The 12,770-nt window shown below is 42.5% G+C and carries 11 protein-coding genes; 5 read left to right on the top strand and 6 right to left on the bottom strand.

Features of this window, described 5'->3' with window-relative positions; translation table 11 throughout:
• Positions 1 to 20 precede the first annotated feature (20 nt).
• Positions 21 to 998: a polyprenyl synthetase family protein gene (locus NG821_RS02730; protein WP_252760132.1), complete on the top strand. Its 978-nt coding sequence runs from the start codon at positions 21 to 23 to the stop codon at positions 996 to 998.
• 227 nt (positions 999 to 1,225) lie between these two features.
• Here the strand turns inward: NG821_RS02730 and deoC are convergent, their stop codons facing one another.
• The 6 genes from deoC to mnmG all read right to left on the bottom strand — a co-directional run bounded on the left by deoC (position 1,226) and on the right by mnmG (position 8,156).
• The gene (deoC, locus tag NG821_RS02725; protein WP_252760131.1) at positions 1,226 to 2,191 is read right to left on the bottom strand and encodes a deoxyribose-phosphate aldolase; all 966 of its coding nucleotides are present in this window, start codon (positions 2,189 to 2,191) and stop codon (positions 1,226 to 1,228) included.
• A gap of 45 nt (positions 2,192 to 2,236) precedes the next feature.
• Positions 2,237 to 2,575 carry a nucleotide pyrophosphohydrolase gene (locus NG821_RS02720; protein ID WP_252760130.1) on the bottom strand — a complete coding sequence of 113 codons (339 nt, stop codon included), beginning with the start codon at positions 2,573 to 2,575 and terminating at the stop codon, positions 2,237 to 2,239.
• A gap of 51 nt (positions 2,576 to 2,626) precedes the next feature.
• A complete protein-coding gene (gene dtd / locus NG821_RS02715; protein ID WP_252760129.1) occupies positions 2,627 to 3,079 on the bottom strand; it encodes a D-aminoacyl-tRNA deacylase in 453 nt (150 codons plus the stop codon).
• A 103-nt stretch (positions 3,080 to 3,182) separates the two neighbouring features.
• Positions 3,183 to 5,048 (bottom strand): excinuclease ABC subunit UvrC, encoded by a 1,866-nt coding sequence (uvrC, locus tag NG821_RS02710; protein ID WP_252760128.1) that lies wholly within the window; start codon positions 5,046 to 5,048, stop codon positions 3,183 to 3,185.
• 329 nt (positions 5,049 to 5,377) lie between these two features.
• On the bottom strand, positions 5,378 to 5,908 hold the full coding sequence (locus tag NG821_RS02705) for an adenine phosphoribosyltransferase (protein WP_252760127.1): 531 nt from the start codon (positions 5,906 to 5,908) through the stop codon (positions 5,378 to 5,380).
• Positions 5,909 to 6,284: 376 nt separating this feature from the next.
• Positions 6,285 to 8,156, bottom strand: coding sequence for a tRNA uridine-5-carboxymethylaminomethyl(34) synthesis enzyme MnmG (gene mnmG / locus NG821_RS02700; protein WP_252760126.1), 1,872 nt, complete (start codon positions 8,154 to 8,156; stop codon positions 6,285 to 6,287).
• A 263-nt stretch (positions 8,157 to 8,419) separates the two neighbouring features.
• Between mnmG and NG821_RS02695 the strand changes: the two genes are divergently transcribed.
• From NG821_RS02695 to NG821_RS02680, 4 genes are all read left to right on the top strand, one after another.
• On the top strand, positions 8,420 to 9,100 hold the full coding sequence (locus NG821_RS02695) for a succinate dehydrogenase cytochrome b subunit (protein WP_252760125.1): 681 nt from the start codon (positions 8,420 to 8,422) through the stop codon (positions 9,098 to 9,100).
• Positions 9,101 to 9,138: 38 nt separating this feature from the next.
• The gene (locus NG821_RS02690; RefSeq protein ID WP_252760124.1) at positions 9,139 to 11,091 is read left to right on the top strand and encodes a fumarate reductase/succinate dehydrogenase flavoprotein subunit; all 1,953 of its coding nucleotides are present in this window, start codon (positions 9,139 to 9,141) and stop codon (positions 11,089 to 11,091) included.
• 45 nt (positions 11,092 to 11,136) lie between these two features.
• Positions 11,137 to 11,892: a succinate dehydrogenase/fumarate reductase iron-sulfur subunit gene (locus tag NG821_RS02685; RefSeq protein ID WP_252760123.1), complete on the top strand. Its 756-nt coding sequence runs from the start codon at positions 11,137 to 11,139 to the stop codon at positions 11,890 to 11,892.
• Between the two features lie 77 nt (positions 11,893 to 11,969).
• Positions 11,970 to 12,743 carry a M15 family metallopeptidase gene (locus NG821_RS02680; protein WP_252760122.1) on the top strand — a complete coding sequence of 258 codons (774 nt, stop codon included), beginning with the start codon at positions 11,970 to 11,972 and terminating at the stop codon, positions 12,741 to 12,743.
• The last annotated feature ends 27 nt before the right edge of the window (positions 12,744 to 12,770 follow it).

Below are 12,770 nucleotides of genomic sequence, written 5' to 3'. Positions count from 1 at the left end.
TGTAGCACATTTAGTTTTTCATGGATTATCTATCTATCATCAGACAACCAATTCAGAAAGAGTTAGATGACTTTGTTGAGTTGTTCAATAAGGCCCTTTCACATAGTTACGGTCTGCTTTCTCAAGTTTTAGACCATATCCGTCAACGTGAGGGAAAGCGGATGAGACCGATATTGATTCTCTTGATAGCAAGAAATTTTGGTAGAATTAATGATGTCACGTTGAATGCGGCTGTCGGTCTCGAACTGCTGCATACAGCCTCTTTGGTCCATGATGACGTGGTGGATGAGAGTTCTGAAAGGAGAGGGCAGGCTTCGGTTAATGCCGTATACGACAACAAGGTTGCTGTGCTTGTTGGGGATTATATTCTTTCAACAGCCCTGCTGCATGTTTCCTATACCCATTCAGAAGTCATCGTCCGTTATCTTTCTGAGTTGGGACAAACACTCTCAAACGGGGAGATTCTCCAACTCACCAATATCCAAAATGAGGAGATTTCGGAAGAGGTTTATTATCAGGTCATCAAGCAGAAGACAGCTGCTCTTTTTGCTGCTTGTGCAGCAGTGGGAGCTGAATCGGTCCATGCTACGAGTGAGCAGGTCAATGCTACTCGTGAGTTCGGGCAGAACTTGGGGATTATTTTCCAAATCCGTGATGATATTTTTGACTATTTTGATTCCAAGGAAATCGGAAAACCTACAGGAAATGATTTGGCTGAAGGCAAATTAACTTTACCTGTGATTTATGCTTTGAATACTACTCATGATGTGCAGATGATGGCATTGGCTAGCAAGGTCAAGGCGCGTACCATCCAACCTGAGGAAATCGCAAAGTTGGTCTCTTTTACCAAGTCTAATGGTGGCATTGAGTATGCTGAAAATCGTATGTGGAAGTTTCATGCTTCTTGTATCCAATTCTTGGATAAGTATGTTACGGATGAGAGTACCAAGCATTCTTTGAAGGCGTATTTGGATTTTATTATCAAGAGAGACAATTAAGTTACTCTGAAAGGATAACTTCAGTGGGATAGGGTGTTTTACGTCAATCAACGGGTTATACTTTTAACGTATTTCTTTCTATTTCCGATTCTTGAAGACTTTTTAAATAAAAAATCCGGAGTACATTACTCCGGATTCTCCGTTTTATTCTTTGGTCCAGTCTCTCGGCATGATTCGGTAGTTTCAAAACCTTTGAAACTGTTATAAAAGATTCCTCTTGCGGTTATCTAGAAATATTTGATTTCTTTGCCCAGAATTTCCCCAAGAAGAAGGTTTGCCAAGCTACTGGTTCCCAGTCGGAGCCACTCATTCGTCAGCCATTTCTTCCCTAAAACCTCTTTGACTATCGTGTAATAGATAAGTGCATCTTTTACTGTTTTCATGCCCCCTGCAGGTTTCAAACCGATTTGTATGCCGGTCGTATCATAGTATTCTTTAATGGCTTGGCACATGATGTAAACGCTCTCAGGTGTTGCACCGACTTTCTCTTTTCCGGTAGAGGTCTTGATATAATTTGCACCGGCATACATGGCTAATATGGCTGCTTTCTTGATGTTACTGTAACTGCCGAGATCACCTGTCTCGAGGATGACTTTCATGGGGATATCCTTGCATACCTCTTTCAGTTCGCAGATATCATCACACATGCCTTCATAGTCACCGCTGAGGAATTTTCCTACCGGCATGACAATGTCTACATTGGTTGCACCATCGGCAATAGCCAGTGAGGTCTCTGCTATCTTCACTTCCATCCTGGCTTGTGAGGAGGGAAAATTGCCGCAGACATTCGTGATCTCAACTCCGTCTATTTCAAGACTTTTAGCCACGAGTTCGGTAAATATGGGATAGACACAGATAGCTGCGACGTGAGGGAGTTCGGGATAATCAGCATAGAACTTGTTGATTTTCTCAGTCATGGCAAGGATTCCCTCTTCTGTATCCGTTGTATGCAGTGAGGTTAGTTCGACACTTCCAAAGAGGAATTTCTTAACCTCCGGTGTGTCATTTTCCTCGAGCTTTTCTGTGATTATCCTTTTTACTTCCCTGTCTACTTCCTCTTTATTGAGGTTGGTATTATATTTCTCGAGAGCCTGATCATACTTACTCTTTTCAGGTTCTTTTTTCTTGTTCTTTTCCTCTTCATTCAGTTTCCGAGGGTCAATCGTTGGTTCAATTTTACTTCTATATGACATGATATTCTTGTTTATGTTACGATTTTAGAATGAGACTTTCTCGATTTATTGTCTTGGTTTTTCTTTAAGTTTCGGGTTATTGAGGTGTCTTGTCCGATCTCTTTCAGTCTTTTTCTCAAAACTTTTCTTGAGTTCGTCTGTCAAGTCAATGCCGGTTTGGTTGGCCAGACAAAGCAGAACCCACAGTACATCAGCCATCTCCTCGCCCAGATTTGCTTTTTCTCCTGGTTTGAAACTTTGATCGCCGTATTTACGGGCAATTACCCTTGCCAGTTCTCCGACTTCCTCCGTCAAACAAACCATGTTCGTGAGTTCGCTGAAATATCTTACTCCATATTGTTTGATCCACTGGTCTACAGCGTCTTGTGCCTCTTTTATAGTCATTGTTTATTTCCTTCTATTTACCTTTTTTATTTATCTTTTGTTCAGTTTTTTCTATTCTTTCTGATGGGTGTCCATCATGATGGTCACTGGACCGTCGTTGATCAATTCCACTTCCATATCGGCCCCAAATTCTCCCGTACCGACAGGTTTTCCCAATGCAATAGAGAGTTGTTCGCAAAAGGTTTCATATAGAGGTATGGATATCTCATGTTTGGCTGCCCTAAGCCAACTTGGGCGGTTCCCTTTCTTATAACTTGCGAAGAGGGTGAATTGACTGATGACAAGGATTCTTCCGTCAACTTCTTTTATAGAACGGTTCATCACCCCGTTTTCATCATCGAATATTCTCAAACCGATGATTTTCCTAACGAGCCAGTCGACATCTTTCGAACTGTCGTTACTTTCGATACCAACTAAAATCATATAACCTCTTCCTATGCTCGATTTCGTCTTTCCCTCAATCGAGACAGAGGCCTTTGTGACTCTTTGTATGATGATTCTCATGTTACAAATGTACGAATATTATTTAGATCTTCCGATGCTCTTTTCTAAATTATTTAAGGAAACTAACGGTTCTTTTGGATGCGTCTTGCTTCGAATCATCCTCCTATTCCTCGTTGTTTCCCTTCGCCTCCTTTAGTTCAGTACGATGGAAATAATTGTAAAGAACTTTTGCCTTACTTTCTCCTAACACTTTCGTAAGTGCTTGAATATCTGCTGATTTAATCATCCTGACGCTCTTGAATTCTTTATATAGTGCGATCTTACTCTTCTCACCAATGCCCTTGATATCATCAAGTTCACTGTGGAGTGCGTGTTTTGAGCGTTTATCCCTATGGAAGGTGATGGCAAACCGGTGTACTTCATCTTGGATTTGTGTCAATATTTTAAAAAGTTCACCTTTTATATCCAGTCCGACAGTTTGTGGCGGATTGCCGAAAAGGAGTTCGTTGGTTCTATGCCGGTCGTCTTTTGCCAAACCGGCGATAGGAATTTCCAAATGTAATTCGCCCTCTACAACTTCCCTGACTACATCCATTTGACCTTTTCCACCATCTGTGATGATCAGATTGGGGAGTGGCTGCTTCTCTCGAATCATTCTGGAATAACGTCTTCTGACGACTTCCTGCATGGATGCATAGTCATCCGGCCCTACCACTGTCTTGATATTATATTTCCGATAGTCTTTTCGGGATGGTCTCATCCCTTTATAGACGATGCAGCCTGCAACGGCATCTGTTCCTGAAATATTCGAGTTGTCGAAACATTCTATTGTATAAGGCAGTTTTGGTAATTTAAGTTTGTCTTGCAACTCTTTCATCAATCTTGTATGCTTTTGTTCCGGGTTAAGTTTTTCAGCTTGTTTTAACCTGTCGAAGCAGTATTCTTTTCCATTCATTTCGGAAAGTTCCAGCAGGTGTTTTTTATCACCCCTTTGAGGGATGAAAAAGACGGCATCTTTGATATTCCAATCCATTTGAAAAGGTACAATGATCTCTTTGGCATGACTATTGAACCGGTCTCTGATTTCAGGAATTGCCTCGTTCAAAAGTTCTTCATCACTTTCATCTAGTTTGCGCTTATACTCATAAGTAAAACTCTGATTGATTGCCCCGTTTTTGACATGGATGTAATTGACATAGGCGTTTTTATTGTTTTCGTCATCTGTAATGGAAAAGACATCTACGTCTGTTATGGTATGACTGACGACTTCACTCTTTGATACAAAGTCCTGGAGTAGTAGGTAACGCTCTTTCAACCTTTCAGCTTCCTCGAATTTCAATTTCTTGGAATTGAGCAACATCAGGCGGTAGAGTAGAGAACTAACGTCTCGTGTATTCCCTTTCAGAATTTCTTCTGCCTGCTTCATGTTCTCCTTGTATTCTTTGTTGCTGATTTTGTTGATGCACGGGGCATAGCAATTGTGTATGTGGTATTCCAGACAGGGTTTGTATCTATGCTCTCTGACTCCCTCTTCTGTGATGGTCAAGTGGCAGGTTCTGGGTTTATACAATTTATGGATAAGTGTCAAGACATTATACATACTCGATACGTGCGGATAGGGGCCGTAATACGTTCCATAACTTTTTTTGATTCGTCGGGTTTTGAAAATTCGGGGGAAATACTCATTGGTTACGAGAATACTGGGATAGGTCTTCCCGTCTTTCAACAATACATTGTATTTTGGATTGTATTTCTTGATCAGGGAATTTTCCAAAAGGAGAGCATCTTCTTCCGTGTTGACGACAGTATATGAGATATCCTGAATTTTGCTGACCAATACCTTTGTCTTATATCGGTCAACTTCCTTGTGAAAATAAGACGAAACTCTTTGTTTCAAATGTTTAGCCTTCCCAACATAAATGATTTTATGCTGGTCGTCATAAAACTGATAGCTACCTGGTTTCTCAGGCATATTCAGTACAATATTCTTTAGGTATGCTAAACGTTTCTCGTTTTCTTCTCTTGTCACTCTGTATCTCCTTTATTTACAGTTAGTTTAGCGGTTGTTGTTTCACGTGAAACTTCACCCTGCCTATCTCTTCTTCTCTTGAAGCTGCCCTTCTCTGCTCATTGGGTTTATGTTTGGGTACTGTTTCCTAAATAGTCCTTACCAATGTCCTTTAGTGCCATCAACTTTCATTAGTCCACCATAGTAGTATATAGATGCCTTGATATTCTCGATTGAGTTCTGTCATCTCTTTCTCCTTATCTGTTTCCAGTCTATCATCTGATAAGATTAAAAAGTGAGGGGCGTCAGGAAACAGATTTACTTCAATATGTAAATTGACCCTTTTGAGTTTAAAGTTTGAGTAGGGAAGTGATTTCTACTTCATTATCGAATTTCTCCCTCCCATTCAATCCCTCGCTCATGAGTTCAATGATGAAATTACAATATATTTTCTTCGGATGGAATTTCTTGACGAGTTTATAAGCTGCTTGCATTGTCCCGCCTGTTGCGAGTAAATCATCGTGTAATAGAACGACGTCATCCGGTGTAATAGCGTCTTTATGTATTTCTATAGTGTCTATACCATATTCTTTAGCATAACTCTGCTGTACGGTCGGACAAGGTAATTTCCCCGGTTTTCTACAAAGCACAACGCCTGCACCGATTCTGATAGCAAGAGCTGAAGCCATGATAAACCCCCGACTTTCTATACCAGCAATTTTTGTTATCCCTTTGTCGCAGTAGAGCTCGTACATTTCATCGTTGATTTCCTTAAGACATTTCGGGTCTTTGAGTAGGGTGGTAATATCTCTGAAATTAACACCCTTTATTGGCCAATCTGGTACTGTGCGCAGGTGGTCAATCAACATTTTACTATTCATGTTTTTATATTTAATGTTATAAACTGATTTCTTTTTTAAAGTCAATTCACTGACTTATTAACTTTATCTTGCCTATCTTCTATCCCTTTTCTTTATAAAAACTTTAACTGTCTTAACTCAATACTTCAACTCATTTACCATCGATTATTCTTTTGTTCATTCAGTTCTTTGCAACTCCTTATCACCTCATGTTTTTAGTCTTTCTTTAATACTTAAGTCTCACAATGACAGGATGTTATCAATTCGTTTGTTTCACGTGAAACCCTATCTGATGTGCGAAATCCATGTCTATGTTTATAGGTTATAATAGGAGGCTGGTCGTTCTGGAATAGGATGAATGCTCTATTCTCATAGGTGTCTTTTATCCTTAGATATCTTATCTCCCCATGAGGATGAGAAGTACGTTGATGTCGCTAGGTGAAACTCCGGGGATTCTACTCGCTTGCGCCAAAGTCTCGGGATCGATCTTTGTCAATTTTTGTCTTCCCTCAGTTGATATTTCCTTTAAGTCGTTATATTTGAAATGCCCGCGGATCTTGATGTCTTCCAAGCGATGCATCTTGTCTGCTATTATTTTCTCACGCTCAATATATCCCTTGTATTTCATCTTGATTTCGGCTGCTTCTGCGATTTCCTCTTTACGGTTAACAGGCGATTCGAGAACTTCCTTTAAGCCCGGAACTACTTCTGAGAGGTTCTTCAATGTCAGTTGAGGTCGAACAATCAAGTCGATTAATTTGCAACCGGCACGAAGTGGAGTGGAACCTGCTGATTCCAGGAAGGAATTCATTTCCTTTGGTTTTATGGGTGTCTCTTCGCAGAAGTTGATGAGTTTAGCTATAGCCTCTTTCTTTTGTATCCACCAGTCATACCGGTCCCGTTTGACAATGCCGAGTTGATAACCCATTTTGGTCAATCTTGCATCAGCGTCATCCTGACGAAGCAGAATGCGGTATTCTGCCCGAGATGTGAACATTCGGTAAGGTTCATCGACACCTTTGGTTGTCAGATCATCGATGAGAACGCCGATATAACTCTCGTCTCTTTTCATCACAAAAGGCTTACCGTTACTACAATGGATTGCCGCATTAATGCCTGCGACGATTCCCTGTCCTCCGGCTTCCTCGTAACCAGTTGTACCGTTGACCTGGCCGGCAAGGAACAACCCCTTGATGACTTTCGATTCCAAAGAATGAGAGAGTTGGGTAGGGTCGAAGTAATCGTATTCAATGGCATATCCGGGACGATACATTTTAGCATCCCTGAGAGCGGGGATATGATGAACAGCCTCTAATTGGATTTCCATCGGCATACTTGAGGAGAAACCATTGAGATACATTTCATTTGTGTCCGTACCTTCCGGTTCCAAAAACAGAGGATGCTGCTCCTTGTCGGGAAAGGTGACCAGTTTAGTTTCTATTGAAGGACAATATCGGGGACCTTTACTCTTGATCTGGCCGTCGAAAAGGGGGGAGTCTTTCAGACCACTCTTGAGAATGTCATGGACAGTCTTGTTGGTATAAGTGGTCCAACAAGGCAATTGCTTGAGAACGCGATGTGGTCCCAAATATGAAAATTGGTGGAATCCTGTATCGCCTTCCTGTTCTGTCATCTCATCAAAATGAACGCTGCGCTTATCGATACGTGGGGGAGTACCAGTCTTCATCCGGTCGGAATGAATGCCCCATCTGGAAATGCTTTCTGAAAAATGATGCACGGCAGGTTCTGCGATTCTGCCGCCTTCTACCATGTGCCGTCCGATATGCATGAGACCGTTCAGGAAAGTCCCTGCAGTGACGACGATACTTTTGGCATGAAATTCCACACCCCATATCGTCCTGATGCCTACCGCTTCTCCTTTCTCGACGATCAGCGTATCAGCCTGGTCCTGCCAGATGTCGAGATTCGGGGTCTCATCAAGTACGTGCCGCCATTCCCAAATGAACTTGCCCCTGTCACATTGGGCGCGGGGACTCCACACTGCAGGTCCCTTTCCTATATTAAGCATTCTGAACTGGATAGCGGTGCGGTCTGTGACTTTACCCATTTGTCCGCCTAATGCATCAATTTCACGTACGATCTGCCCTTTTGCGATTCCGCCGACAGCAGGATTACAACTCATTTGGGCGATTTTGTTCATGTCCATTGTTATCAAGCACGTCTTGGCTCCCATGTTGGCCGAAGCAGTGGCAGCTTCACATCCGGCATGTCCTCCTCCGATAACAATAACATCATAATTGAAATTCATCTCGTATCTCCTTTTTCCGCAAAAGTAAGAAATTAAATCGAAATTTTATAGGAATTGCTTTGCCTAATCATCAAAAAATGGTAAATTTGCACCAAGAGTGGCTTGGCATATACCTTATTATAGGTATGAGAAATTCTTTAGAACAAATTTTGATTCAGGTACGCTTGGAGTGGAAGGATAAGGAAAAAAGCCATAAGTTTTTTATGGGAATACTTAGACAATGAAATATTTCAAACAGTTAAATAATTAAATTACAATCATTTATGTGGTTAATCAATTCACCTATTGGTAGAAAGGTGGTCATGTCTGTAACCGGCATCTGCCTTATTCTATTTCTGACATTCCACGTATGTATGAACACTGTAGCCTTTTTCTCTGGAACTGGTTACAACGAGGTTTGTGCATTCTTGGGATCTAATTGGTATGCCATTATTGGTACTATCATCTTGGCAGCATTGGCTTGCTTCCACATTGTCTATGCTTTTATCCTAACTATTCAGAACCGCCGTGCTCGTGGAAGTGAACGTTATGCCGTCACTTCACGCCGCCCTGAAGTCAGTTGGGCTTCCCAGAACATGCTGGTGCTCGGAATCATTATCTTTTGTGGTCTTTTCCTCCATTTGTTCAATTTTTGGGCTCACATGATGCTTGCCGACATTATCGGCACTCCTTCTTCTATCGCTAGTCCTACGGATGGCTTTGGATGGATCAAGTACACCTTCGCCCATCCTCTGTTCGTCGTTATTTACCTTATCTGGTTTGTGGCTATCTGGTTCCACCTCTCTCATGGCTTTTGGAGTTCTTTGCAAACCTTAGGTTGGAGTGGTAAGATCTGGTTGAAACGCTGGGAAGTCATCGGCATTATTTATGTGACAATATTGATGCTTATTTTTGCATTTCTTGTCTTGGCCTTTGCTTTTGGATTTGCACCCAGTCTTCGTTAATTCCTGATTCATATTATTATTTTTAAGAATATCAGATTATGTCAGATATAAAGATTGATTCTAAGATTCCTGAAGGCCCTTTGGCTGAAAAATGGACCAATTACAAAGCTCATCAGAAACTGGTTAATCCGGCTAACAAGCGTAAGTTGGATATTATCGTTGTGGGTACCGGACTGGCAGGCGCATCTGCTGCCGCCTCTTTAGGTGAACAGGGCTTTCATGTCATCAATTTCTGCATACAGGATTCTCCTCGTCGTGCGCACTCTATTGCAGCACAAGGAGGTATCAATGCTGCAAAGAATTACCAGAATGATGCAGACTCTGTCTATCGTTTGTTCTACGATACGATCAAAGGCGGAGATTATCGTTCTCGTGAAGCTAATGTTTACAGATTGGCTGAAGTCAGTGCAGATATCATTGACCAATGTGTCGCAGAAGGTGTTCCTTTCGCACGTGAATATGGTGGACTGTTGGCTAACCGCTCTTTCGGTGGCGTTCAGGTCAGCCGTACTTTCTATGCCAAGGGTCAGACAGGCCAGCAGTTGCTGTTGGGCGCTTATTCTGCCTTGATGAAGGAAGTTCATAATGGAACAGTAGAACTCCACACACGTACGGAAATGGAAGACGTGGTGATCATAGACGGCCGTGCAAGGGGTATCATCGCCAAAAATTTGGTTACAGGTAAACTCGAGCGTTATGCTGCTCATGCTGTCTGTATTGCTACAGGCGGATACGGCAATACCTATTTCTTGTCTACCAATGCAATGGGCTGCAACTGTACCGCAGCTATGCAATGCTACCGCAAGGGAGCTTGGTTCGCCAACCCTTGTTTCGTCCAGATCCATCCGACCTGTATTCCTGTACATGGAAACAAACAGTCAAAGTTGACTTTAATGTCCGAGTCTCTACGTAATGATGGTCGTATCTGGGTTCCTAAAAAACTTGAAGATGCCAAGAAACTCCAGAGTGGTGAGATCCAAGGTAAGGATATTCCTGAAGAGGACCGTGACTACTATTTGGAGCGTCGGTATCCTGCCTTCGGCAATTTGGTTCCACGAGATGTCGCTTCACGTGCTGCTAAAGAGCGTACAGATAAAGGCTATGGCGTCAATGCTACAGGACTGGCCGTTTTCTTGGATTTCAAGGAGGCTATCGGTCGGTTAGGCAAGGATGTCGTCACTCAACGTTATGGCAACTTGTTCGATATGTACAAGCGTATTGTCAATGTAGATCCATATAAAAATCCGATGATGATCTATCCTGCCATTCACTATACGATGGGTGGTCTGTGGGTAGATTATGAATTGCAGACCTCTATCAAAGGCTTGTTTGCTCTAGGAGAGTGCAACTTCTCTGATCATGGTGCAAACCGTTTAGGTGCTTCTGCCTTGATGCAGGGATTGAGCGATGGTTATTTCGTCATTCCTTACACAATGCAGAACTATCTGAGTGACCAGATCTCAGTTCCTCGTTTTAAGACAGATGCACCGGAATTCGATGAAGCTGAAAAGAATGTTCAGGAAGAGATCGATCGAATCTATAATATCAAAGGTGATGAAAGTGTTGACTTCATCCACAGGAAACTCTACAATATCATGTGGAATTATGTCGGAATGGCTCGTAATGAGGCAGGACTGAAAAAGGCCCTTGCCATGTTGAAAGACGTTCGTAAAGAATTCTATGCACATGTTCGTGTTCCTGGATCTAAAGAAGGTCTGAATGTTGAACTTGACAAGGCTATCCACCTTCGTGACTTCATTACAATGGGTGAATTGATTGCTTATGATGCTTTGAACCGAAACGAAAGTTGTGGTGGCCACTTCCGCGAAGAGTCCCAGACTGAAGAAGGTGAGGCTAAGCGTGATGATGAACACTATATGTATGTAGCTTGCTGGAAATACGAGGGTTCGGATGATGTCGCTCCTACGCTTCTTAAGGAACCGCTCGATTACAAGTATATCAAGGTTCAGGTTCGTAACTATAAGAAGTAATCCTTCATACAGGATTGTTGATGTATCAATTAAATCAGATTTAAAATGGATAAGAATATAAATTTCACACTGAAGGTCTGGCGTCAGAACGGACCTCAGGCAGAAGGTCATTTTGATACCTTCCAGATGAAGGATATCCCTACTGATACCTCTTTCCTCGAGATGCTGGATATCTTAAACGAACAGCTCATAGAGGCCAATAAGGAACCGTTCGTATTCGACCACGATTGTAGGGAAGGTATTTGCGGTATGTGTTCATTGTATATTAACGGGCATCCACATGGACCAGCACAAGGGGGCACGACATGCCAACTCTATATGCGCAGTTTCAATGATGGAGATACTATCACTGTGGAGCCTTGGCGCTCTGCTGCTTTTCCTGTCATCAAAGATTGTATGGTAAACCGGTCAGCATTTGATGAGATCATGGCAGCAGGCGGTTATATTACGGTTCGTACAGGTGCCGCTCAGGATGCCAATGCCATTCCTATACCTAAAGACAAGGCCGATGAGGCAATGGACTGTGCATCTTGTATCGGTTGTGGCGCTTGTGTTGCCGCCTGCAAGAATGGTTCAGCAATGCTCTTCGTCAGTTCGAAGATCAGCCAGTTTGCCTTACTCCCTCAGGGACGTGTTGAAGCAGCTCGCCGTGCGAAGTCTATGGTTGCCAAAATGGAGGAATTAGGCTTTGGTAACTGCACCAATACACGTGCCTGTGAAGCTGAATGTCCGAAGAATGAAACTGTAGCTAACATTGCCCGTCTGAACCGGGAATTCATCAAAGCTAAATTGAATGATTAAATTCCTTTGAGGATTTGTATATCTTACCCCCGCGAAGACTGAATAGCTCTTCGTGGGGGTATTTACTATATAGTAATATGAAAAAGTGGGGATTCTTATTGGTTATGGCTTTCAGTCTGATAGGATGTTGCCATGCCCAGAAAAAGACAGATCAGCAACTTACACCTCGGGTCGCTAAAGAGCCGTCTGTCAAAAAGTCCGTTTCGACTATCCGACTGTCGTCATCTGCCGGTCACTCTGCTCTCAGTAAAACTGCACAGGCATTGGCACGTCGCGGATACGTAAACGTGAAAGACGAGGATCCGACAATATTTGTATCCTTGATGTACTCACGGCCCGATAATTTTTGTGGAGTCGTACTCTATGGCGATTTGAGAGAAGCTTATCTTCATCCTGTAGCTGCCAAAGCGATCAGACGTGCACAAAGGTATTTGAAGTCCATCAGACCAGATTTGAGTTTGATCATTTTCGACGCTGCCCGTCCGATGTCCATTCAACAGAAAATGTGGGATAAAGTGAAAAACACCTCTAAATATTACTATGTAAGTAATCCTGCACATGGGGGAGGAATGCATAATTATGGCTTGGCTGTAGATGTGTCCTTATGTAATTTGAAGGGAGATACGATCAGTATGGGGACAAAGGTTGATTATATGGGCTCAGCGGCTCATATAGACAAGGAAGCATCTCTGGTCAGTCATCACAGGATTACCCGTCAGGAAGAAGCCAACAGACTGCTTCTGCGAAAAGTCATGCGATATGCAGGATGGCGGGCATTACCGACAGAATGGTGGCATTTCAATTGGTGCTCCAGGGCAACGGCAAGAAAATATTATAAAGCTATTCCTTAGAACCTTACTCGGCACTTTCCTTCTATT

It is taken from the genome of Segatella cerevisiae, from assembly GCF_024054555.1.
Taxonomy (GTDB): domain Bacteria; phylum Bacteroidota; class Bacteroidia; order Bacteroidales; family Bacteroidaceae; genus Prevotella; species Prevotella cerevisiae.
The sequence above is the reverse complement of the archived record's forward strand: the minus strand, read 5'-3'. Positions and strand labels throughout refer to the sequence as shown.